The organism is Echinicola strongylocentroti, assembly GCF_003260975.1.
Lineage (GTDB): Bacteria > Bacteroidota > Bacteroidia > Cytophagales > Cyclobacteriaceae > Echinicola > Echinicola strongylocentroti.
The window spans coordinates 5,333,218-5,355,030 of the sequence record NZ_CP030041.1; the positions used below are offsets into that span (position 1 = coordinate 5,333,218).

General features: G+C 45.2%; 24 protein-coding genes and 1 tRNA gene. 22 read left to right on the plus strand and 3 right to left on the minus strand.

Annotated features, from left to right (window positions below; genetic code table 11):
- Nucleotides 1-9: 9 nt before the first annotated feature.
- From DN752_RS21065 to DN752_RS21165, 21 genes are all read left to right on the plus strand, one after another.
- The gene (locus DN752_RS21065) at nucleotides 10-441 is read left to right on the plus strand and encodes a hypothetical protein (RefSeq protein ID WP_112785807.1); all 432 of its coding nucleotides are present in this window, start codon (nucleotides 10-12) and stop codon (nucleotides 439-441) included.
- The gene (locus DN752_RS21070; protein WP_112785808.1) at nucleotides 441-983 is read left to right on the plus strand and encodes a hypothetical protein; all 543 of its coding nucleotides are present in this window, start codon (nucleotides 441-443) and stop codon (nucleotides 981-983) included. Before DN752_RS21065 ends, DN752_RS21070 begins: the two co-directional genes overlap by 1 nt.
- A gap of 16 nt (nucleotides 984-999) precedes the next feature.
- Nucleotides 1,000-1,212, plus strand: coding sequence for a hypothetical protein (locus tag DN752_RS21075; RefSeq protein WP_112785809.1), 213 nt, complete (start codon nucleotides 1,000-1,002; stop codon nucleotides 1,210-1,212).
- Between the two features lie 100 nt (nucleotides 1,213-1,312).
- On the plus strand, nucleotides 1,313-1,885 hold the full coding sequence (locus DN752_RS21080; RefSeq protein WP_112785810.1) for a hypothetical protein: 573 nt from the start codon (nucleotides 1,313-1,315) through the stop codon (nucleotides 1,883-1,885).
- Nucleotides 1,869-3,239 (plus strand): DNA-methyltransferase, encoded by a 1,371-nt coding sequence (locus tag DN752_RS21085; RefSeq protein WP_112785811.1) that lies wholly within the window; start codon nucleotides 1,869-1,871, stop codon nucleotides 3,237-3,239. Before DN752_RS21080 ends, DN752_RS21085 begins: the two co-directional genes overlap by 17 nt.
- The gene (locus DN752_RS21090; protein WP_112785812.1) at nucleotides 3,211-3,864 is read left to right on the plus strand and encodes a hypothetical protein; all 654 of its coding nucleotides are present in this window, start codon (nucleotides 3,211-3,213) and stop codon (nucleotides 3,862-3,864) included. The genes DN752_RS21085 and DN752_RS21090 overlap by 29 nt, the downstream gene beginning before the upstream one ends.
- On the plus strand, nucleotides 3,864-5,513 hold the full coding sequence (locus DN752_RS21095; RefSeq protein ID WP_112785813.1) for a hypothetical protein: 1,650 nt from the start codon (nucleotides 3,864-3,866) through the stop codon (nucleotides 5,511-5,513). The genes DN752_RS21090 and DN752_RS21095 overlap by 1 nt, the downstream gene beginning before the upstream one ends.
- A 255-nt stretch (nucleotides 5,514-5,768) precedes the next feature.
- On the plus strand, nucleotides 5,769-6,086 hold the full coding sequence (locus DN752_RS21100; protein ID WP_112785814.1) for a hypothetical protein: 318 nt from the start codon (nucleotides 5,769-5,771) through the stop codon (nucleotides 6,084-6,086).
- The gene (locus DN752_RS21105) at nucleotides 6,086-7,429 is read left to right on the plus strand and encodes a hypothetical protein (protein WP_112785815.1); all 1,344 of its coding nucleotides are present in this window, start codon (nucleotides 6,086-6,088) and stop codon (nucleotides 7,427-7,429) included. Before DN752_RS21100 ends, DN752_RS21105 begins: the two co-directional genes overlap by 1 nt.
- Nucleotides 7,429-8,436, plus strand: a complete 1,008-nt coding sequence (locus tag DN752_RS21110; RefSeq protein WP_112785816.1) for a DUF6712 family protein — start codon at nucleotides 7,429-7,431, stop codon at nucleotides 8,434-8,436. Before DN752_RS21105 ends, DN752_RS21110 begins: the two co-directional genes overlap by 1 nt.
- Nucleotides 8,433-8,924, plus strand: coding sequence for a phage holin family protein (locus DN752_RS21115; RefSeq protein WP_112785817.1), 492 nt, complete (start codon nucleotides 8,433-8,435; stop codon nucleotides 8,922-8,924). The genes DN752_RS21110 and DN752_RS21115 overlap by 4 nt, the downstream gene beginning before the upstream one ends.
- A complete protein-coding gene (locus tag DN752_RS21120) occupies nucleotides 8,917-9,324 on the plus strand; it encodes a DUF5675 family protein (protein WP_112785818.1) in 408 nt (135 codons plus the stop codon). The genes DN752_RS21115 and DN752_RS21120 overlap by 8 nt, the downstream gene beginning before the upstream one ends.
- Complete coding sequence (locus DN752_RS21125) at nucleotides 9,321-9,803, plus strand: lipocalin/fatty acid-binding family protein (RefSeq protein WP_112785819.1); 483 nt, start codon at nucleotides 9,321-9,323, stop codon at nucleotides 9,801-9,803. The genes DN752_RS21120 and DN752_RS21125 overlap by 4 nt, the downstream gene beginning before the upstream one ends.
- Nucleotides 9,800-10,633: a hypothetical protein gene (locus DN752_RS21130; RefSeq protein ID WP_112785820.1), complete on the plus strand. Its 834-nt coding sequence runs from the start codon at nucleotides 9,800-9,802 to the stop codon at nucleotides 10,631-10,633. Before DN752_RS21125 ends, DN752_RS21130 begins: the two co-directional genes overlap by 4 nt.
- On the plus strand, nucleotides 10,623-11,177 hold the full coding sequence (locus DN752_RS21135) for a hypothetical protein (protein WP_112785821.1): 555 nt from the start codon (nucleotides 10,623-10,625) through the stop codon (nucleotides 11,175-11,177). The genes DN752_RS21130 and DN752_RS21135 overlap by 11 nt, the downstream gene beginning before the upstream one ends.
- Nucleotides 11,177-13,342 carry a SprB repeat-containing protein gene (locus DN752_RS21140; RefSeq protein ID WP_112785822.1) on the plus strand — a complete coding sequence of 722 codons (2,166 nt, stop codon included), beginning with the start codon at nucleotides 11,177-11,179 and terminating at the stop codon, nucleotides 13,340-13,342. The genes DN752_RS21135 and DN752_RS21140 overlap by 1 nt, the downstream gene beginning before the upstream one ends.
- Complete coding sequence (locus tag DN752_RS21145) at nucleotides 13,339-14,832, plus strand: hypothetical protein (protein ID WP_112785823.1); 1,494 nt, start codon at nucleotides 13,339-13,341, stop codon at nucleotides 14,830-14,832. Before DN752_RS21140 ends, DN752_RS21145 begins: the two co-directional genes overlap by 4 nt.
- Nucleotides 14,829-15,239 (plus strand): hypothetical protein, encoded by a 411-nt coding sequence (locus DN752_RS21150; RefSeq protein ID WP_112785824.1) that lies wholly within the window; start codon nucleotides 14,829-14,831, stop codon nucleotides 15,237-15,239. Before DN752_RS21145 ends, DN752_RS21150 begins: the two co-directional genes overlap by 4 nt.
- 50 nt (nucleotides 15,240-15,289) lie before the next feature.
- Nucleotides 15,290-16,222: a P63C domain-containing protein gene (locus tag DN752_RS21155; RefSeq protein ID WP_112785825.1), complete on the plus strand. Its 933-nt coding sequence runs from the start codon at nucleotides 15,290-15,292 to the stop codon at nucleotides 16,220-16,222.
- Nucleotides 16,223-16,485: 263 nt separating this feature from the next.
- Nucleotides 16,486-16,683, plus strand: coding sequence for a hypothetical protein (locus DN752_RS21160; protein WP_112785826.1), 198 nt, complete (start codon nucleotides 16,486-16,488; stop codon nucleotides 16,681-16,683).
- Between the two features lie 69 nt (nucleotides 16,684-16,752).
- Nucleotides 16,753-19,341 carry a hypothetical protein gene (locus tag DN752_RS21165; RefSeq protein WP_112785827.1) on the plus strand — a complete coding sequence of 863 codons (2,589 nt, stop codon included), beginning with the start codon at nucleotides 16,753-16,755 and terminating at the stop codon, nucleotides 19,339-19,341.
- A gap of 9 nt (nucleotides 19,342-19,350) precedes the next feature.
- Here DN752_RS21165 and DN752_RS21170 read toward each other — a convergent pair whose 3' ends face one another.
- A complete protein-coding gene (locus DN752_RS21170) occupies nucleotides 19,351-19,584 on the minus strand; it encodes a hypothetical protein (protein WP_112785828.1) in 234 nt (77 codons plus the stop codon).
- 43 nt (nucleotides 19,585-19,627) lie between these two features.
- On the opposite strand from DN752_RS21170, the gene DN752_RS21175 reads away from it, so the two are divergent.
- Nucleotides 19,628-20,302, plus strand: a complete 675-nt coding sequence (locus DN752_RS21175; RefSeq protein ID WP_112785829.1) for an SOS response-associated peptidase — start codon at nucleotides 19,628-19,630, stop codon at nucleotides 20,300-20,302.
- A gap of 99 nt (nucleotides 20,303-20,401) precedes the next feature.
- On the opposite strand, the gene DN752_RS21180 is transcribed toward DN752_RS21175, so the two are convergent.
- Nucleotides 20,402-21,592, minus strand: coding sequence for a site-specific integrase (locus DN752_RS21180; RefSeq protein WP_112785830.1), 1,191 nt, complete (start codon nucleotides 21,590-21,592; stop codon nucleotides 20,402-20,404).
- 108 nt (nucleotides 21,593-21,700) lie between these two features.
- Nucleotides 21,701-21,774 (minus strand) — tRNA-Arg (locus DN752_RS21185).
- Nucleotides 21,775-21,813: the final 39 nt, after the last annotated feature.

Consider the following 21,813-nt stretch of genomic DNA (forward strand, 5'->3'; position numbering starts at 1 on the left):
CTTAAAACAATGGCTGAAAAAAAAGAATTGACCGCTGAAGAGATCAAAGCTCTTCAGGATAAGAATAAAGCACTGGAGGCTGAATTGGTAACTGCCTATTCAGCACAGGCCAAGGCCGAGGAAGCACGAAAAGAAGCTGAAGAAGCTAAGGCCAAGGCCGAGGAAGACAGTAAGGCGAAGGATGCGATTATCGAGGAACTCAATGCCGAGATGGCCAAGAAAGATGCGGCAGTGGCCGATGCCAATGAAAAATCCGCAGGTAAGCCGATCATCAAGGTTGGCAAAGAAAGCTACAAGTTTGTGGTGAAGAAGTTTGTCCATAACTATAAGGGCAAGCGTGTAGAAGTCGATGAGGAAACCCTCAGAAAGGACAGCGATTTGGTGAAGGAACTGATAAAAATCCGTTCCGGTGTTTTGGTAAAAATGGAAGGAGGTAAATAATGGGATTTGAGTCTTTAAAGAAAAACAAAACCCGCGACAATGCACCTGGTTTGAGAAAAACCATGTGGTTGGCCGAGCGGGATTGGTTTATGGCGGATACCGGTCTGGCGGCTCCGGTAGCACCTTTTGAGAATCCGGGAGATTCCTTGAGGATCAGTGACACGCATACTTTTGAAACCGAGTTTGGGTTTGTGCCTTTTCACACCACCTTGGCGACCGGTGAGCTGACCGGGGAAATGGTCGGTGACCGTGAATCCAGAACCAACAATCCAAATCTTGTGGGGAAACACCCCGGCCTGACCGCCGAAATTGTGGAGTTTTTCCAACAGAAGAAAAATGGTGATTGGATCGTATTGGTGCAGACCTTGGAGGGTGAACTCATCCAATTGGGTGAGGATGGACTTGAATGTGAAGTGAGCTTTAGTTTCGGTTCCGGTACCGTAGAAGGCGGATACCAGGGCGTGACGGTTACCATCACCAACTATGGTAAATTATTCTTCTATGAGGGTGATATTACCGAATACCCTGAGCCAGTTGTTTAACCCAAATCAGTTGATCATGTCAAATAAGAAGCTTCCAGAGCTGCCCAAAGAGGTAGGGGAAAAATATGAATGCTCCATCACCCCAACGGTGGTGCATATCCGGAAACCCAAAGAGTTGGCCGGACGGTATGACTTTAGGAGAATCAGCTTGGCACAAGCCGAGAAGCTTGCCAAGGCCGAAAAGTACTTCAAGAAAAAGGAGACGGCAACTGCCGTAAAGAAAGGTTAATGGTTATTAGTGGTTTGAAAATGAGGAAAGCCTCCCTGATCATCGGGGAGGCTTTTTTATGTGTCCTCTAAATGGCAATTGCCAACTGCTAGTTTCGAATATGGATGAAATAAACAATTGGTTTAAGGGAGATCAGGAGTACCAGGGCGGTGTAGATCTGTACAGAAAGTACGGAAAGGATCCAGTCATGCTTTCTCTTTTCAATCTTCCTGAGACTTCCTTTACCCGAGGGAAATTGGTGGATGCCTTAAAGGGGTTAAGCCCGCAAGCAACCAATGAGGAAAACGAAAAAGATCAGTCTGAATCCAAGGCCAAGCTTCCCAAGCAAGTGCTTGAACTGATACAAAAGCGTAGCGTGCTCCATGGAGAGTCCTTCCACCTAAAATCCAAAACAGACAGGCACAAGGTGGCCAATGCCATTTTAGCGATCAGCAGCAAACTAGATAGTTACTTTGACCATGGGGAGCTGCCTGAAGAAGCTACGGGAGGCCATTCAGAAAGTGACCTTCCAAACAATGGGTGGGAGCTGCATATGCTGATCAATACCAATGCGGCCTATATCGCCAAGAATAAAACCAAGGATAACAAACAGGGTGAAGTGAAGCGCAGGGAGCGCCAAAATACATCCATTGAAGAGCGGTTAAAATCAATCAACTATGAAACTACAGGATAAAGTAATCAAGGCGGAGAAAGTAGACTGGAGGTCACTCAAGTGGCTTCAGTCTGAAGAACTCAAGACACCAGTGGAAATTGATAAACTGGTGGAATCACTGATGAAAAACCACCTTATTAGGGGGTTCCACATTTGGGAGGATCTGGACGGAGAAAGATGGATCCTTGACGGTCATCACATGAAAATGGCCTTGGAGCGGATCGATAAAGACGGGCTGATGGAAATTCCCGACCTGCTGACCGGGTATTTCATCAATTGTGCTGACCGCAAAGAAGCCGGTCGGATCGTGCTGCTCCATTCTGCCAGTTATGCCAAGCTATCTGCCACCGGTGTCATGGATCACCTAGCTTCCTTTGATCTTGATTTGGATGAATTGGGTACCATGGTAAGCCTGGACGCTTTCGATTTTGGTTCGGTCGAGCAATTGGCACTGGATGAGCTGAACCGTGCCAATGGTCTGGATGAGGATGCTGAGGACGGTTTTGAGAGTATTCTTCCAAAGGAAGGTGTAACCAAGGAAGGCGATTTGTATGAATTGGTGAGTGGTTCGGGAATGGTACATCGGATCATTTGCGGGGACAGCACAAGAGCCGAGGTGGTCGAAAGGCTGCTGGATGGCCAAAAGCCTGTATTAGTCGTGACCGACCCTCCTTACGGTGTGAATTATGATCCCAATTGGCGGCCAATAGCCACCAAAGGCAAAATTAAGAGCACGGGAAAAGTCAAGAACGATGACCAGGCAGATTGGGCGGCCACTTATCCACTATTTGATGCCCAAGTGATGTACGTATGGCACAGTGCGATTCATTCCAATACGGTTTATCAAAACTTGATCGATTGCGGCTATAAGATCATTTCGCAGATCATTTGGAACAAGCAAAGCCCTGCCATGTCTCGAGGTGATTACCATTGGAAGCATGAGCCGTGTTGGTATGCCGTGAAAAAGGGACAAAAGCACAATTGGCAGGGAAGCCGAAAAGAGCTGAGCGTTTGGGACATCAAAAACCTCTCTGCCAAGAGCGTCCAGGAGGAAGAAGGCCAGACCGGCCATGGTACCCAAAAGCCCATCGAGTGCATGCGGAAGCCCATGGCCAATAATTCCAAGATCGGTCAAATCGTAGCAGATCCATTCCTTGGTTCGGGCAGTTCCCTGATTGCTGCCGAGCAATTGCACCGAATTCTTTATGCTTCTGAGTTGGATCCTCGCTATGTAGATGTGGAAGTAACCCGCTGGATCAACTGGATGGAAAAGCAAGGAGTCAACTGGTCTGTTCGGCTCAATGGGGTGGAACTGAACGAATCTGAAATCAAAGAAATCACTGAAAATGTCGAACGGGCTATTTCCGCAGCATAAAGGAAAACTGGATGTAAAACTCGATACTCCGGAGGATCGTATTGCGGCCTTTATGATCTCTAAGATCGATAAACACGAGCTTCATAAGGGGGATGAGCGGATCATGCACCGGTGGCTGAAAATCTGGAACCTTTTGCTAAACTATCATTCTCCATCCCAAGCGGTAACCGCACACGTGAAAATGTGTGCGGAAGATCCGTCCATGGAGGCGATATCAGAGCGTACTGCTTGGTATGACCTCAAGAATGCTACACGAATATGGGGCAAGCTGAATGAGGTGCCATATCATGCCTCCTTGGTGCTCCTTTCTGAGTATGCCATGAAAACCTTCCAATTGGCCGCTCAGCAACGGAACGTGAAAGAGATGAACCGGGCAATTGCCGAAATGCGGGAGATCAAAAAAGACCTCCATGCCATTGCCGAGGTAGGCGATACCGATACGCCGACCAGCCGTTTTGTATTGGTGATCAATACTGCCGATGGCCAGCCACGGACGATCGATCTAGACAATTACGAGGAGTTGCCGGAGGATGTGGCTGCTGATGTGATGGAAGCGGTGCAGGGACAGGAAACCAGTACGGACAAGTTTATGGAAATCGTGGATGATTCGAATACGGAGGATTAATGCAGACCAAGCAGACAATATTCAACAAACCCCAGCAGATTTTTCAGGTCGCCAAGCCCTACAGTGCCAAAAACATCTGGTCCAGGGGAACGGGCAAATCTTTTTTGATTGCGTGGCTGATCCATATGATTGTGAAATGGACGCCCCGATCCTCTTGGGCAATAGTGGGCAAATCCTACAAACAGCTGCTTACCCGGACGCTTCCCACTACAATCGCTACATTGGGGCTATTTGGCTATAAGCAAGACAGGGATTTTTTCGTAAGGCGAAAACCGCCCAAGAATTTCCGCTTTGACAGTCCACTTTCACCGCCCTTGGATTATGACCATTGTATCATTTTCAGAAATGGCACTTTTTTCCATTTGGTATCATTGGACGGTGGCGGATCCACCATCAGGGGGCTTTCCATTGATGGATATTTAGGGGATGAGGCTTTAGAGATCAATAAGGAGAAAATGGACTCCGAAGTGGTGCCTACCAATAGGGGTAATTTGCGCTATTTTAAACACATCCCTTTCCATCATGGCAGCTTCTTCTTCTCCTCGATGGGGTATGGCCATGAATTCAAATGGATGCTTGAGGGCGGCCAATATTATGAAGAGGATGGTTATAATTTTCGGGCAATAAGGCAGCAGATTGTTCAGAAGGAATTGGAATTGGTGGACTGTCCGGACAGGTCTAGAATTGCCAATTTATGGGAGGAGATACTTGCCCTAAAGCGGAAATTGCGGTGGTACCGTAATAAGAGCGGATTCCTGTATATGGAGGCCGATGTTTTCGACAATATTGAGAACGTGGGGTGGAAGTACATCAAGGAAATGCGCAGAACGCTCCTGGACTTCATCTTTATGGTGGAGATGCTCAATTGGTTTCCTGAAGGTGTAGAAGCAGGGTTTTATTTTCTGCTAAACAGGAATGATCACGGCTATTCCAATAAGTTCGATAAGGGGTTTATCGGCAATCTTGAGCAGGATGCCGATGCACTGAAGAAGCCCGATTGCAGGATGGACAGTGACCTGGTAGCAGGGCAGCCCCTTAGAATAGCAGTGGACTGGGGATCCCATATCAACTCCATGACTGTGACCCAGTACCTGCTTTCCATTAACACACTAAGGTTTCTCAAGAACTTATATGTGAAAGGGGAGACCTTGGATAATCTGGCCAATGATTACTGCGACTATTATGATCCGCACAATAAGAAGGAGGTGTTCATGTCCTATGGCCACGATGGTAACGTGACCCATGCCAACAGTAAGCTGACCTACGCCCAGCAGTTCGCCAAGGTACTCGAAGGCCGTGGATGGACGGTGCACATGAGCAATGAGCCGGTACCGCTTACCCAGATGGAGCGTTACCTGTTGTGGCAAAAGATCCTGCATAATACTACCAACCATAAGCAGGGTAAGCCCACCGATCCCTCACTTCCATTGGTGGAGTTTAACCTTGACAATTGTAACGAGACCTTTGTGTCAATGCAGAATGCTCCGGCCAAGGAAGGAAGGAATGGAATAGAGAAGAACAAGAACTCCGAGCGAAATCCTTTGATCCCACAGGAGGAAGCTACCCACCTAAGTGACACCGCTGATTATAACCTGACCGCTGTGGTCAGTGATCCGTTCAGCGTGCTTCCTCCATACATTGGATTCTAAAGTTTGATCCGTTTGATCACCGTGAAGGATATGCGCCCCGTTCGTATATCCTTTTTTTTGATGGCAGTTGCCGTTTTCCCACAGAACACAGGCAGGGCATGGATTGAGGTTTTTGCAGTAATAAGAATCCGTTTAACATTCAAATATCAGTAAATCAGTGGTTTGTGATTTTTTGCTTTGCAGTAGAAAAAATATTGAAAAAAATCTGCTTTTGACTGTCCTCTAAATCCGGAGAAGTACTCGGGATATTCGAGTATGAAAATTATCCACCTCAATGAAGCATTGGAAGAGATGAAGAAGCCGGAGCCTTTTTCCATCACTTTCATTACCTGTGACAAGAGCAGGAAAACGGGTGGAGATATTCTCACGCTGGATAGGGTATTGCTTTCAAGGAATGAGGATGCAGGGCATCGGCACAATTTCGAAAGCCCAGAGCCAAACGTCACGCAATGGACTAAACGTCCTAGTCACTACCGAAACGCTACCCGAAACGTCGTCCTGCCCAATGGGCACAGGAGGAAGTTTCACATCCGGCTTTTATTGTATTTCAATGGCAAAAAGGTCTTTTATTGATGGAACATAATTTAATCCAAGGCAATAGTCTGGACGTGGTTTACTCGCAGCGGTCTGGGTACGTTTACCAGACTATTGAGAAGAAGGCAGTAAAGCCATTGAAGGTGGATCCCATGAAGAGCCATGAGGATTCCTATATCGTTCCATGGGGCGTGAACAATAATTTTCCGCAAAAGGTGCTCAAGGAGATCCGAAAGAATACCATCATCGGACCTACCCTGAAGAAGCAAGCGGAAATTGCCTATGACCAGATCGTGTATGGTACCGAAGAACCCGCTGAGGAAGGAGGAGAACCGAAGTTCCGCAGGATCTATGATCCCAAGGTGGAAGCCTTTTTTAAACGCTCTCGAATTCACCGTTATGGTATTGAGGCCTTACGTAACTTCTATTTTTTCTATTTCACCGTTCCTCGCATCATCTTCACCGCTGATCGCTCGGAGGTTTATTCCCTGAGCTGCTATAAAACTGCCCACTTCCGATTTGGGAAACCCGATAAGCAGGGATTTATCCGAAACGGTTATGTATCCGCATCATGGGAGGACAGGCCTTCCATGAGTGGGGAATATGTAGAGCGCATTCCCTTGATCGATATCTATGCTGATCCGGAGATGTACAAGGAGGAAGGGACGGATTTTAAATACATCTATCCCATTGCCTATCCAACAGAGGATGAAATAAATTATCCACTCGTGGACTGGAATGCTGCCCGTGAATCCGGGTGGCTCGATGTCGCCCAGTCCATTCCGATTTTCAAGAAAAACCTTATGAAGAACCAAATCAATTTGAAGTACCTCATTCAGGTGCCTTCTTGGTGGTGGGACTGGAAGTATCCTGGCTTTTCTAAAATGGATGAAGCCAAGCGCAGGAACATCATGGATCTGGAAGTTGACCGATTCGAGAGCTTTACCAAAGGCGAAGCCTCGGCAGGCAGTTCCATGATGGTATCCTTTATCTCTGATCCTGCCCACAACAAGGAGTACCAAGGTTGGAAGATCGAGGCCATTGATGACAAGATCAAGGATGGGATGTATATCGAGGACTCCAATGAAGCTTCTTCCCATTTGCTCTATTCCCTCGGGATGGATCCAGCGATTATCGGTAGCCAACCAGGCAGCAAGCTTGGAGCCGGCTCAGGATCGGACAAGCGGGTGGCATTCAATATTTATGTGGATACGGTAAAAGCCCATCAGGATTTGATACTGGAACCGCTTTCATGGATTGCCGAGTACAACGGGTGGCCACCCTATACTTTCAAGTTCGCCAATGCACTGACCAGCGAAGAGGCCGCACCGTCCCAACCCAGCAAATCACCCCTTAACGAACCCCAACAACAAGCAGACTAATGGCAAAACTGATCACCGACATATCGGAAGTCCAAAAGTATATCAGGGTAAGCAATGCCCTCCAATATCCTACGCTCGAGCCATCGCTCAACGAGGTGGAAATGCAGGAACTGACATTCTATCTGAGTGAAGGTCTATTGGCTGAGATCATTGCGGAGAAGAATGCCGGTACCTATACACCAAGGATAGAAAAAATTGCGGAGTACGTGATTGCCGCCGAGGCTTCTTTGGCGGTGTATAAAGGTGCTCCGGAGATCGAAGTGATGATTTCTGATAATGGCATCAACCGATCAGAGACACAGGATGAAAAGACCGCTTATGGAGGACAGATCAAGCGGTTAAGGAACTTGGCTGCCAATCGTGCCTACATGGCACTGGATACGGTACTCCGCACCTTGGAGGCTTATGAGCAGGATTATCCCGAATGGCAAAACGCCGGATACTATGCCCTCAAGGGAGGGATGTTCATCCGGTCGGTAAATGATTTCGAAAAGTCCGGAGAGAACATCAAGGGATCTGCACTGACCTTTCAGGCCTTGGTGCCCATCATGAAGGACATCCAAGAGCAGCGGATCATGGCCGCCATGCCCATGGCCATGTATGAGGAGATCCTCACCCAACTGGACACGGGTACGCTTACAACTGATAATAAGTATTTGCTGGCCAAATACCTGAAACCTGCCATTGCCAAGCTCACCATTCAGGAGGCATTAACAGCACTGGCGGTGGACGTGGATGCACAGGGTATCCAGATCAACCAATTGGAACTTGCCGGGGATTCCAGAACCCAAAAGTCGGCATCCATGTCAGCCATTGAAAAGAAAGCTTGGTCGGTTCGTGGCCGTGGGGAGTTCTACCTCAGCAATATGAAGGAGTACCTGAATGAAAATGCGAGTGACAGCAAGTATCCTTTGTGGTTTAACTCAGGTTGGTACTCCGAAACCCTCAAGGCACAAATTGAAAGAGACTCACTACTACCATCTGAAAGAAAAATCTATAGGGGATGATTTACCTGTTTATCCAGCATATGCAAAGGCATTTTGACAATATCGGAGAGGCTATACAGCAGCCAAAACCATGGCTGATCATTACTGCCGTGTTCTCCATTATCAACCAGTATATATTTTCGCAATGGAATTTTGCCATTGCCTTCTTCATCGTGTTTTTGATCGACACTGGAGGTGGTGCCTATACCGCGTGGCGCACCAAAAAATTTAGCATCAAGCTTTTCAGGGATAAGCTGATGGACAAGTCTGTGGCTTATTTCTGCATCATTATCGGTTATTCGGTCTGTACCAAAATGGTATTGGAAGGCAAGTCCACCAATGTGATCGAATACCTCGATATCCCTTTTTACTCGCTATTTGTCACGGCCGAATTGTTCAGCATTATCCGCAATTGGTACCGATATAAGAAATGGCCGGTGCTGCTCAAGATCATGAGCCACTTTGAAGGATTCGACAGCGAAACCGGAAAGGAGAAAGGTAATGAATAGCCTGGTATTGATCCGCACCCACTTTGAGGAGAAACAAACCCTTGGACAGCTATTTGTCTTGAATGATCAAGCCGATGAGCTTTTCTCCTGCTTTACCTTGGAACTTCCTTGGAAGGATAACGAGCAATTCGTTTCCTGCATCCCTGCCGGGAGGTATAAGGTTGTACCTCGAAACTCTGAAAAGTACGGTGACCATCTACACATCCTTGGAGTTCCTGATCGAAGCTTAATACTGATCCATGAAGCCAACTTTTATTTTGAGTTACTTGGCTGTATTTGTATCGGTAGAAAGCAGCTTGATATCAATGGGGATAGCCTAAAGGATGTTACTAGCTCCGTGGCCACGAAAAACAAACTGCTTTCATTCATCACCCAACCAACGGAAATATCTATATCATGAAAAAATTATTTCTATTACTCGTATTATTGATATCGCTGTATTCCTGTAAGACACCACAGGTGACTACGCAGGTCATCACCAAGGATTCCACAATTGTCAAAGAGATCCCCCGCATCATAGAGGTGCCTGGTAGCATGGTGGAAAGCCCATCGATCAATATTGATTCCCTTGTCTCCATGATCAAGGCAGGTATCAGTCTGGAATCCATCAACCAAACCCTTATCAAAGAGGATCCCGAGACAAAACTAAAAGTGGGGCTGCTCATCGATCAGCTTGGTAATCTTACCGCCGTATGTGAACAACAAGAACGACAAATTGAAATTATGGAAAAGGAGGTACAGCGATGGAAATCCCGTTATGAGCAAGTGACCGTTGAAAAGAAGCCTTCATTTTGGGAGAATTTGAAGAAAGGGATTAATTCATTCGCTATCATCATCCTCATAATAATCGCTATAGTATTCTTTGTATTCAGAAGATGACCACCATTGAAATCAAATATCCATTCTTAAAGTACTTCACTTGGACACATCGGGTGAAGCTGCCCGGTTCATGGAATGAGCTCAGCAGGAAGCAATTGATTACTGTGGCCGGTCTGCTCCATGATGATCATAATAGTATCCATCACTTTCGGGTAAAGGTGCTGAAAGCCTTATTAAAGTTAAGTCACTTACAGGTCATGATGATCGGGGCGGCGTACTTTGTAGAGCTTTGGAAGTACATTCCTTTTTTGGAAGAAGGCAATGAGCTGACGGATAACAAGGTGCTGACCATCAAAACTCCGGCAGGAAAACTATATGGTCCGGTCGGTAACTTCGAAACGCTTACCGCCAAGGAATGGACGGAAGCTGATGAAGCGTTTTTGGATTTTCACCAGACCAAGCAGATGGCAGATCTGGACAGGTTGGTGGCCATCCTGTACAGGCCAAAGAAAAAAGGGCTCAAGCCTGATTCCCCTGATTTCGAAAATGATTATCGGATACCATTCAATGAGTTTCAGGTGCCCAAGCGATCCTTTGCCCTTAAGACAATCCACCCCGATATAAAATTGGCCGTCCTGGTATGGTACCAAGGGTGTCGAATGGAATGGGAAGCGGTATTTGAACGAGTGTTTAAAGGTGCCCAGTCCGAAAGGGAGAACTTTGGATGGCAGGAGACCATTCAGAAACTGTCCGGAGAGGCTTTTGGTGATCATAAGGAAACCGAGAACACGTCCATGTACAAGCTCATGCTGAACATGGAAATTACCCTCAAGGATGAGGAGCACAGAAAGGAAATGGAGAAAGCTAACCGAATGAAACATGCTCATTAAAGACCATAAAACCTACACGGATTTCTTCAGATTGATGGCCACCCATCATAAGAAGATCCATCACAGTGAACAACATTTCGCTTTCGCCCGGATGAACCTTTCTGCACATCCAATTTTGGCGAAAGAGGACATCCATGAGTTTATTAATGGGATACGGAGCAAGCTTCATTTTCCCTGCTTGCTCCTGAATACCTTCATGGCCAAGCCATCCAGTGACGATTCCTATGATGCCAAGAGAAAAACCATTCAAGGGGAATTCTTTATCCTGGACAGGGGAGAGCAAATGAACTGGGATGATCAGGAGGATATCTTTGACAGCACCGAGGAAATCGGGACGGATATCATGGCCTTTCTTGGTGATTATTATGAGGATGCGCCACAGGAAGGAATATTTCAGTGGTCTGATGCGATGACGGAGAAGATTTCCAACCTATCCAAGGATAAAAACCTATCCGGAACCAAGTTTTATTTCACCATCGACATTCCCAATGAGGTGGCTTTCCAATTGAATACTGATGCTTTTGACCCTGAATTGTTTGAATAATGGCTACTAAGACCTACGCATACGAATATGGAGGAGTCCCCGGAACGGTAGATGTCACGGTAAATATTACCGCATGTATTGTCCATCCGGTAGACACCAACCTTACCCAAGGCTTTTTAAATATTGAGGTAGAGCTTTCCGAAGCATTGCCTTTTGGGCTGCCTATCCATTTTGATGTAGATTATGTGATTTATACCCAGACGGGGAATAGAACGGGAACTTTTCCCATCACTTTGGAAATGCCGGCAAATGAAACTTCCCACACTTTCGAAGATCAGCAGTGTTATTATGAGGTCAACGATCCTTATGACCGGGAGCAGCTGGATTATAATTTTGTGGATCAGCCCGAGCCATATGTGGAAGGAACACCGCTTGCTGTCTCCGTAATCTCCCAAGAAGATGCCACTTGTCATGGTCAGGCCAATGGCTCCATTACCGTGGAAGCCTCTGGCGGATCCGGGGGGTATTCCTATACCTGGTCGGATGGGGGTGCGGATTCCCCATTGAGGACTTCCATTCCTGCCGGTACTTATTCCGTGATAGTGGAAGATAGCAATGGAAATACAGCCTCGGTGACGGACATCATTGTGGGTGAGCCACCTCAAATCGAATTGGCTACAGATATAACGCCGGTAACTTGCTTTGGTGGAAACAACGGAGCGGTGGACATCACTCCATCGGGAGGCAATGGTGCACCCTATACCTTCCAGTGGTCGGATGGATCCACCGCCCAGAACAGGACAAATCTCACCGCAGGGAACTATCAGGTGACGGTAGTGGATTCGGGTGGTTGCAGCAGATCTTTTGTCATTCCTGTGATCCAACCTACACAGATCACCATTACGGTCAACCAGTCTGGCAGGGATGTGGTGAATGACGTAGCAGGTGGTACAGCACCCTATACCTACTATTGGTCGGATGGTTACATTATTAAGGACAGGGCGGATATTCCGGTGGGTACTTATACATTCACTGTGACGGATGCCAATGGCTGTCAGCAGAGCACAATCATCTCCATTCAGGATACCAAGTTCTATTTCTCCAAAAATCCCGTGTGGCTCACCCTTCAGGCAGCGGATCCGGAGACGAAGCCAAACCTTTCCTTTGTATGTGAGGTGTTCTTGGAGGAGGATTACGAATCAGAAAACTTCCTGAACAAATTCGAGTCGGAGCATCCCGCCCGGGAAGATGGCAGCACGGACTTTAATGTCGAGCAGGTACTTAATGCCTTTCTTGATGCCAAGGTGCCGGAATTTGGGGATACTGAGGTGAAGATGGTTGGGGAAGCGTTCAAACGGTTCTACTTGAGGTACTATGAAAAGTATGGAGAACCTCCCCTACCGGATGCCACCTCACAAGTGGATACCTATTATATATTGTACGGTGGTTTATCCGAACAGGAATTTGCCAAACACACCTTCTTTGCGACCTATTTGGACAATCAAAAGCCTTTCCTGACTTGGCAGCCCAATGCCATACCGGTGGCCACTGATCAGCATGCTTACCTCCATTTTGTATGTGTAGATGAGGCGGTTAATGACCTCATCCTGAAAGTATATGTGTATTATAACGATGGTACAAGCGTCACAGCGAATGTGAAGAGTATCACCTCTGTGAAGCCTTATGAGCTATACCGCTTCCCTTCCGGAGTGCCACAATTGGAAATCGCTGCATTGAACCCCGCAAAGACGATCCATTATTATGAGCTGCAGCTCTTTTCGGGAGCCGCACAGGTCAGTGAAAAACGGAAGTTTGAAGTCTATAAGCCAAAGCGCCATTTCAAAAAGTTGCTTTTCCTGAACTCGGTCGGCGGTTGGGATTCGGTGCTATGCCGTGGCCGTGGCAGCCAATCCCTTCGCACAAGTGAGGAGACCATATCCAGAGAAATGCCGGTGGGCTTTTCCTACCAGGACAGGGAAGAGGAGACCGTATCCAAGCAAGGAACGATCACGGGAGACTATGTGATCGCTAATATGAATGGATACACCAGGCGTCATCTTATCGATCTGGCCATATCTGAGAAGGTCTATGAACAGACCAATTCCGGTTACTTGCCCGTGCTCGTGAAGTTTGATTTTGATCCGGAGGAGGATTATGAGAACATCGATGAGGTGAGCATTGATATCATTTACCCGACCATTCGAAGATACACCCCTGAGCTATGATTACCGTTACCGTAGATGACCAGCCAATAGACCTGAAGGAGAGCACAAGCTTTTCCATTGGTGCCCGTTCACCGTTCACCTCACCTGGTGAGCTGTGGGGTCCGAAAGTCTATAACGTGGCTGCACGTGATAGCCGCAGAAATAACCGGGTATTCAAGTTTTCCAAGATCCTGAACAATACGAGCCGGGTGAAGAGCTATCCCAATACCCGAATTGCTTTTGGTGACCTGCTGTGGAAGGTGGGCACGATGAAGCTGCGGGATTTTTCCGATGTGTATAATTTCAGTTTCCATACGGATGCCGGGGACATCGAGGCAAGGATCAAGAACCTTACCCTTCGTGATCTGGACTTGGGCACCGATGTTCCCGACATGACTGCTGGGAACATCTATCCAGCAGCTAACCATACCTTTTTCACCATCAAACACCCTAATTTCTACGGGGATAGGAATCCGGATTACGAGGGTTATGTCAATCTTTATAATTCAGCTGAGTCCCGGTTTTATTCCAATGAACTGGATGGTGGTGGGCTGAACAAGTACAATATGGTGCCATTTCCTTTTCTCCTGTACGTACTGGATCGGGTGTTTAAGGAATTGGGCTATTTTGGTATTTCTGGGGACTGGACTACCGATCCCAATATCCAACGGGTGGTCATGTACAATGATTATGACCTTGCCGAGATGGACGGGGGAATCAATGTCTATGCGGATACCATTACCTATACCAACCATGTGCCCAATATCAGTGTCGGTTCCTTCCTGATCGATGTTGCCATGTGTTTTGGGATCACTTATAAGGTCAATCCGGTAACCCGGTATGTTGAAATCGTGAAGATTAAGGACTGGCTCAATGATCAAGGGTTCACTAACTTGAACTACCGAGCAAACCAGTCCTATAAAATGGAGCCAAATGAATCGGATGGCTTCCTATTCAAAATGGCCGTTCCTTCAGATGATGAGCTTTTTGACACTGCCCCTGGATGGCTGGAGCTGAAGCAAGGGAATGGCCAGGAAGAAGTAAGTACCGAGGCTAGCACCTTGGCCATGATCGATGAGACCAATCCAAATGATGGCGATTGGAATATCCCAAATGTGCTTCAAACAGGTAGCGGATCCGCCTTTGAATTAGATCCGGAGAGTAAGACAGGGCTCCGGTTTATGCTTACCGATGGCGTGAAGCAGGACACCATGGGCAATGATTATCCTTCTGGCCACTATATGAGGACGGGATTTTCCCTGAGATGGGAAGGCACGGACGGCATCGTGAACCGCTGCTATTCTGAGTGGATGGACTGGAAATCCTACACCGAATATATGGAGCGGACGGTGGAGCTAACCTTGGTAGAGCTGCTACAGCTCGATACCCAACGCAAAATCATGATCGATAACCTAAAGTGGGTGGTGGACGAATACGATGCTTCCATAAAGTCTGGCGAAAAAGTGAACCGTATCAAAACCAGTCTCAAGCTATATTCCATAAAACTATGAAATACAACATCCATCAGAAAATCAATATCCGGGCACTAGCCAAGGAATTTCCCAAGGTGGCCGATAAGCAGTTTCAAGAACGATTCAGGAAACTCAAGATCGGTGTTACCGGTGAATTGATGAATAGTATGGGTTTTCGGGGATCCGTATTGGTGGATGGGGTGATGGTGGAGATAGATTATTTTTACTATGGTATTTTCACGGCCTACGGGGTAGGGAACGGGATCAGTCTGGAGGACGTGAATGTCACCAGGCTGATAGGTTCTGGCCGGAAGAAAAAGAACTGGCTGAAAGGCCTCGCCCACATGCGGCACCGTCTCGGGGAGCTATACACGAAAGTGGTAGCCGATGAGCTTTCGCAGTATGTGAATGAGAGTTATGATCGGACATTGAGGTTTAGAGTTTAATTTTTTTATTTTACAAATTTTCCTATTTTTATTTTTTTAATAAATAAAATATGGAAAAAAAGACTCCTGTTGCGAAGTATAAAGGTCAATTAGAAATTGAGCCATTTAAAATTTCATGTGCTGTTTTAGACGATGGAAAAAGGATTTTAGTTGATAGAAGCCTAGCAAATGCCTTGGGTGTAAAAGGAGGCGGAGCATATTGGCAGAGGAAGAAAGAAGAAAACGGCGCTGTACTTCCGGAATATGTGTCGGCAAAATATTTAGAGCCTTTTATTACTAAAGAAGTTAGAGAAAAACTTTCTATGCCTTTGATTTATAGAGATGAAGAGGGGAATTTAAATGAAGGTTTACCTGCGACTGCTTTAATCGATATCTGTGATATTTGGCATCAAGCTGATAAAAACGGCGCTTTGGAAAATAGGCTAAATGCTAAGGAAGCAGCGCAGAATGCCTATATAATATTTAAAGGATTTGCCAATGTAGGAATTACTGCTTTGGTTGACGAGGCAACTGGATATCAATATGACCGTGAAAAAGATGAGCTTCAAAAGATACTTAAGGCTTATATATCCCAAGAACTTCTTCCTTGGCAAAAGAGGTTTCCTGATATTTTTTATAAAGAACTTTTTAGATTAAACGGTTGGGATTTTACAGTAAAAGGTATTAAAAAGAGACCAGGAGTTATTGGAACTTGGACAAAGAAATTAATTTATGAGCAGTTGCCAGATGGTGTATTAAACGAGTTGGAAAGTAATGTCCCGACTAGTTCTGCTGGTAATAAAACTGTAAGATTACATCAACTTCTAACTGAAGATATTGGAAATCCGCATCTTAATGCCCAAATAAATCAAGTGGTTACATTATTTCAGCTATCAGATAACATGGAACATATGTGGCGTCAGTTTGAAAAGTTAAAGATGAGACAAAGTGGTCAGTTAGAGTTGCCATTTCAATTTGATGATTCAGGTCACACTATAGAATAAATAGAAAAAAGAAACCCGGACTAATTCTCCGGGTTTCGTTTTTTTAAGGACTCCAAGATTAATTCTAGATAAATGTCCTCTAAATTCTTTTTTATTCCCCGATCCTCATAATCTAGCTTTATGCGCTTGATTTTTCGATGGATATCATCAGGTATATTTCGTAAAGTAATTGCCGCCATTTTTACATCCTTTGTTTCAAATATAGTAAATGATGTAACTCATGTGAGATTTGCAATATTTGTAGTAAACACTATATTTACATCATGGAAAAGGATGAAAAGAGCCCATTGCAGTTATTGAGGTCTGATATTCAGAAAAGCTGCCCTGCATTAGCGGATCATCAAATTATCAGGCTTTGTGAGGACTATGGGATTCAGTATGATATCCCAGATGCTAATACTTTACGGATATTTATGCTATTGGCTTCTGCTGAACAAAAGCTTCTTGAGGATGAACAGTAATTGCCACCTTTTTACTGTCCTCAAAAAGCCCCATAATTGGGGCTTTTTTTATGCCATAAATCCAATATTATGGCTTCCAAGACTGAACAGCGCAAATTACAGATCCTAGCAGACGGCTCCCAAGTGAATGCCACTTTTAACGATATGGCTGCCGCTGCCAAGCTCCTCCAAAACCAACTCCGGAAGCTCCCCCCCGAATCAGAGGAGTTTGCCCAGAAATCCGAGCAGCTCAAGGGCATAAAGACCAATATGAATGACCTTAAGGGGGATGTATTTGGTACTGAAAAAGCCCTAAAGGACATGAACGAGGAGTTTCTCCAGATGACACCATTTGGTGGTATGATCAATACCATCACCGGCGCCATGGGTAAAATGAAAACAGGGCTTGCTTTCCTTACCAAAGGCTTCCATACCCTAAAGGGAGCCATTGTCAGTACCGGCTTAGGAGCTTTGGCCGTTGCGCTTGGATTGATTGTGAATTACCTCATGTCCACTCAGGATGGCATAGACAAGGTGAACAAAGTCCTAAAGCCCATGATTGTGCTCTGGGAGAGGTTCTTTGGTGTGATCCAAGAATTGGGAGGTTACCTCCTTAATGGATTTATGGCCGCCATCAATAATCCAAAGAAGGCAATGATGGATTTTGCCGATTTCATTAAGAACAACTTTATGAACCGGATCAAGTCCATCGGAGTGGCCTTTGAAGGCGTGCAGAAAATTATATCAGGTGATGTATGGGGAGGATTGCAAAGTTTGGGTGATGCCATGATACAAGCTTCCACTGGTGTAGAAGATGGAATCAATAAGATTGGTAAAGCGGCTCAGGCCACAGGGGAATTTATTGGTGAATCCGTAGATCAAGGCCTTGAACTGGCTGAACTCAATAAGACCATCGAGGAGACTGAAAACCAGTTAATTGTCTCTAGAGCGAAACTCAATGCCGAATTTCAGGAATCCCGTGAGATTGCCCAAGACGTGTCTAAGTCGGAAGAGGAACGCTTGGCGGCTGCTAAAAGAGCACAGGAGGCTCAGAACGAGTTACTGGATCAGGAGCAGGAATTTATGGATTTGAAAATCCAGCGTAAGGAGTTGGAGAACTCTTTTAATGATACCTCCAGAGCGGATGAGAAGGAGCTCATGGAGCTGATTGCTCAGCGTACTGATTTTGAGGCTCAGGCAGCTCGAAAAAGAATGTCTGCTAAAACGCTTGAAAACCAAGTGAACAAGCAGATTCATACGGAAAACATGAAGCGAGCTGATGAGGTGAGGAAAAAGGAGGAGGAAAACCAAAAACGGATTGATGAGCTCAGGAAGGAGTACTTAAAGGCTACCGTTGAGGCCGAGCAGAAAGCGGAGGATCTCCGGATATCACTGATGGATGAAGGAGCTGATAAAAAAATGGCCAAGCTCGACCTTGAATTAGACCGAGAATTGGAAAAGCTTGAGGAAAGGCGGGGGAAGTTATTGGAGAATGAAGCTCTCACAGAGGCAGAACTTCAGCAGGTTAGGGATCAGTTTGCGGAGCTGTCAGAACTCAAGAGGCAGGAGCATCGCCAGAAAATAGCCGAAATTAAAGAGGAAGAAAGGGAGGCGGACATTGAGAAGCAATTCGAGCAATTTGATGAAGATCAGGAACGGGAAATGCTACTGGTAGAAAATGCCGTGATCAATGCCACGGATGCAGAAACCAGAAAAAAGGAAGCCCTTCTAGAGATACAACGGGAATACTTGAATGAAAAACTTGCCTTACTTGAGGAATCTGGACAGGGAGAAACATTGCAAGCCTTAAGGCTGAAAAATCAACTCGCTCAGATCGACAAAGATATTGCTGATAATAAAATAGCAGAGGCAGAAAGAGCAGAGAATTTTAAGATACAGGTACAGCAAACTGGATTGAATGCGGCTAAAGAGTTCCTCCAAATGGGCTTGCAGCTTATGGATGAAGAGGCGAAAGGTCGGAAAGCATTGGCCACCACATTAAAAGCATTAGAGATCGGGCAAATTATTACCGATGGAATTCGCGAGGTAGCGGCAATCTGGAAGGGAGCTGCCACACTTGGCCCTATAGCTGGCCCAATTGTAGGAGGAATCCAAACTGCTGCTGCTGTGGCCAGAACTGGTGTTGCGGTCAATAAGATTAGAACCACCCAGTACGCCACCGGTGGTGCTACCGGATCCGGCAGGGTGATCGATATGATGATGGGCAGCGATGGTTCTTGGTCTATGCCTGATGGAACCAGAACCGGTTGGGTGGGCACCTATGCGAAAGGTGGCCATATAAATTCTCCTTCCTTTGGCGTGATTGGTGAAAAGGGAGCTGAGTGGGTAGGTCCGAATTGGATGCTTCGCTCTCCGAAATACGCCAATATATTCGGATACCTTGAGGCAGAGCGGCAGAAAGCCACTCCTTTCGCAACTGGTGGAGCTACCGCATCCATGGCACAGCAGATTCCGCAGAACTCTAATGCTACAGCCGATCTACAGGAATTCATGGCCATGATCGAGCAGTTTGAAGAAATGAAAATGGTCATGGAAGATATAAGATCCCTAATTGCTAGGTGGCCATCCACTATACGGGTTATCAATGATCCGAGAGACATCGTTGATGGAATTCAGGTATTAAATGAAATCGAGTTGGACAGCCGAATCAATCGGTAGGTAAAAATTTCATCCGTTTGAAGGTTTTAAAAACACCTTTGGAATTGATTCCTCGTAGTCAATAAAGTCAACCTCTAGGGCATCTTCCTCAAGGATTTCTAAAGCTTTACTAAACTCACTTTCATTTTGAAAAATATTATCCCAATCGGTCATGTATTGGGTTCCTGGATCAGGAATTTTTTTGACTTTATCATTTAATATGATTTTAGGGTTAGTAGGAAAAACAATTTTAATGGAGATCATGGCTTTTTTTGTTATTTTCCCTTAAAATAATCAATATTTCAAAATGTGCGGACGATACGGTATAAATAAAGACAAAGATATTTTAGAAGATAAATTCAAAGCAAGGGCTATTTCTGCTTTTAATAGGTGGAATAAAAAGGTAAATATTGCACCTACCCAGGAGGCTCCAGTAATTATTGCTGAGCGACCCGATGAGCTTAACCTAATGCATTTTGGGTTAGTCCCTCATTGGGCAAAAGATACAAAATCTAGTTTTCGGATGATTAATGCCAAATCTGAAGAAATCATGGATAAACCCAAAACTTATACTCCTCTGTTAAAGCACTCTAAACGTTGTTTGGTTTTGGCGGATGGATTTTACGAATGGAAAAATATCGATGGTAAAAAGCATCCATTTAGATTCTGTATTCCTGATCGTGATATTTTTACATTTGCGGGACTTTGGTCAAAGTGTATTTTAGCAGATCAATCGGAGTATTTTTCCTTCACAATTCTCACAACCAGCCCCAATGAACTGACAAAATCAATCCATGATCGGATGCCTGTTATCCTATCTGAAGAAGAATCCAAATACTGGATGGATATGGATCAAAATCCAAATGATCTTTTGGGAATTTTAAATCCATATCCAGCTGATGCAATGGTAAAATATGAAATTTCGATGGCTATTAATAGTGTGAAAAATGAAGGGGAAGAATTGATTAAACCAGTCAATTAGTCAAACGCCGTCCAACAACAAGAGGCCGCATCAAACTTGATATTGGCCTGTATTGGCTGAATTGTCGTTGTTTGATCCGTTTGATGTGTTTTAGCAAAATCAGTCCCTAACAATAAACTGGCTAATGCGTAAGGACTCCTGTTTTTTTCGCTGATCCATGATCTTCACGTATTTTTCAGATTGCCGGGTATTGGTGTGCCCCATAAAACTGGCCAGTACTTCTAATTTTCCGTCATGCTCCATGTATAGGGTGGCGAAGGTTTCACGGGCTATTTGGAAGCATATTTTTTGTTTGACTTCGAGGATATTGCTAATGCTGTTAATGATTTCATTCTGCTTTTGCTCCGTAGGGTATTGGAACATTTTATGGTCTCCCACTTCGTCAATTTCATCTGCAATCAAATCTATTGCCTCTGAGGTTATGGGCATCCTTACCCTTGTGCCATATCGAGAAGTTTTCTTTGGGATGAAATTGAAAAACTCGCCATCTATCCAGTCTAGGTTGAACCTTCTCAAATCTCCATGTCTCATACCTGTGACACAGCATAGCAGAAAAGCCCGTAAAACTATTCTATAGGTAGAGTGAATTAGTGGATCCTGATAGTACTCCCAGAACTGGAGAAACTCATCCTTAGTAAGTGGCCGGTACCTTCCCATTTCGGATTTTGCTCTAAAGAAGTTATAAGGATGAATAAAATGGATTTCATCATTTTGAGCGTAGTTAAGGTAGGTTTTGAAATTTTTGTGATGGCAAGCCCGTCCATTAAGACTTTTGCACTTTGTTTTCCTATACATCCATTGGTCAAATTGCTGAGCGGTCTTATTGGTCAACTCTGAGAACGTAAGTGTAGGCTTCCATTCTTTTAGTTTGTTCAAAGTAGTTATGTGATTTCTTTTCGTGAGGTCAGCTATCTCAGCTAGTTTGTACCGTTGCATTACCTTTTGTTCGTAGTAAGCATAAAAATCCTCTGTGCTGAGTTGGTTGTGGTACTCTTTTAAAAATAAATCCAACGTGAGTGGTTGGCGTTTGAGTCTGTATTTGACAATTACCTCTGTGGCCTTTGCTTCAGCATCCCTTAGCATGATATTGTAATCATCACATAGCTGGTCACCTTTATGTCTAGGTTTACACTTCCCATTTTTTTTGTCAAAGAGATCGATAGGCCAAAAGAGCTTTAAATCAATGTCTTTTTTTCTTCGATCAACGATGACTCTAAGGTATAGCAGGACTGTGCCGTCTTTTCGGATGCGCTTTGGGTGGCATACTATTTTCGAACTAGCATTATTCATGTAGAAACGAGGTAGAAACAAAGATGTCAAATTTCACTAGAAACCGTATGTCTCTATGACCTCCAAACCCACTTTTTGAGCGAGCTTGGAGGATTTTTATTGTAGAAGTACGCGCGGAAGGATTCGAACCCTCAACCCTCGGAGCCGAAATCCGATATTCTATCCAGTTGAACTACGCGCGCATGAAACCGATTTAGAGATGGTCATCTCCAAATCGGTCA

Bases quoted from the DNA above. Each gene is read 5' to 3' on its own strand.
- DN752_RS21065 (WP_112785807.1), top strand. From the start codon at position 10: ATGGCTGAAAAAAAAGAATTGACCGCTGAAGAGATCAAAGCTCTTCAG.
- DN752_RS21070 (WP_112785808.1), top strand. From the start codon at position 441: ATGGGATTTGAGTCTTTAAAGAAAAACAAAACCCGCGACAATGCACCT.
- DN752_RS21075 (WP_112785809.1), top strand. From the start codon at position 1,000: ATGTCAAATAAGAAGCTTCCAGAGCTGCCCAAAGAGGTAGGGGAAAAA.
- DN752_RS21080 (WP_112785810.1), top strand. From the start codon at position 1,313: ATGGATGAAATAAACAATTGGTTTAAGGGAGATCAGGAGTACCAGGGC.
- DN752_RS21085 (WP_112785811.1), top strand. From the start codon at position 1,869: ATGAAACTACAGGATAAAGTAATCAAGGCGGAGAAAGTAGACTGGAGG.
- DN752_RS21090 (WP_112785812.1), top strand. From the start codon at position 3,211: ATGTCGAACGGGCTATTTCCGCAGCATAAAGGAAAACTGGATGTAAAA.
- DN752_RS21095 (WP_112785813.1), top strand. From the start codon at position 3,864: ATGCAGACCAAGCAGACAATATTCAACAAACCCCAGCAGATTTTTCAG.
- DN752_RS21100 (WP_112785814.1), top strand. From the start codon at position 5,769: ATGAAAATTATCCACCTCAATGAAGCATTGGAAGAGATGAAGAAGCCG.
- DN752_RS21105 (WP_112785815.1), top strand. From the start codon at position 6,086: ATGGAACATAATTTAATCCAAGGCAATAGTCTGGACGTGGTTTACTCG.
- DN752_RS21110 (WP_112785816.1), top strand. From the start codon at position 7,429: ATGGCAAAACTGATCACCGACATATCGGAAGTCCAAAAGTATATCAGG.
- DN752_RS21115 (WP_112785817.1), top strand. From the start codon at position 8,433: ATGATTTACCTGTTTATCCAGCATATGCAAAGGCATTTTGACAATATC.
- DN752_RS21120 (WP_112785818.1), top strand. From the start codon at position 8,917: ATGAATAGCCTGGTATTGATCCGCACCCACTTTGAGGAGAAACAAACC.
- DN752_RS21125 (WP_112785819.1), top strand. From the start codon at position 9,321: ATGAAAAAATTATTTCTATTACTCGTATTATTGATATCGCTGTATTCC.
- DN752_RS21130 (WP_112785820.1), top strand. From the start codon at position 9,800: ATGACCACCATTGAAATCAAATATCCATTCTTAAAGTACTTCACTTGG.
- DN752_RS21135 (WP_112785821.1), top strand. From the start codon at position 10,623: ATGCTCATTAAAGACCATAAAACCTACACGGATTTCTTCAGATTGATG.
- DN752_RS21140 (WP_112785822.1), top strand. From the start codon at position 11,177: ATGGCTACTAAGACCTACGCATACGAATATGGAGGAGTCCCCGGAACG.
- DN752_RS21145 (WP_112785823.1), top strand. From the start codon at position 13,339: ATGATTACCGTTACCGTAGATGACCAGCCAATAGACCTGAAGGAGAGC.
- DN752_RS21150 (WP_112785824.1), top strand. From the start codon at position 14,829: ATGAAATACAACATCCATCAGAAAATCAATATCCGGGCACTAGCCAAG.
- DN752_RS21155 (WP_112785825.1), top strand. From the start codon at position 15,290: ATGGAAAAAAAGACTCCTGTTGCGAAGTATAAAGGTCAATTAGAAATT.
- DN752_RS21160 (WP_112785826.1), top strand. From the start codon at position 16,486: ATGGAAAAGGATGAAAAGAGCCCATTGCAGTTATTGAGGTCTGATATT.
- DN752_RS21165 (WP_112785827.1), top strand. From the start codon at position 16,753: ATGGCTTCCAAGACTGAACAGCGCAAATTACAGATCCTAGCAGACGGC.
- DN752_RS21170 (WP_112785828.1), bottom strand. From the start codon at position 19,584: ATGATCTCCATTAAAATTGTTTTTCCTACTAACCCTAAAATCATATTA.
- DN752_RS21175 (WP_112785829.1), top strand. From the start codon at position 19,628: ATGTGCGGACGATACGGTATAAATAAAGACAAAGATATTTTAGAAGAT.
- DN752_RS21180 (WP_112785830.1), bottom strand. From the start codon at position 21,592: ATGAATAATGCTAGTTCGAAAATAGTATGCCACCCAAAGCGCATCCGA.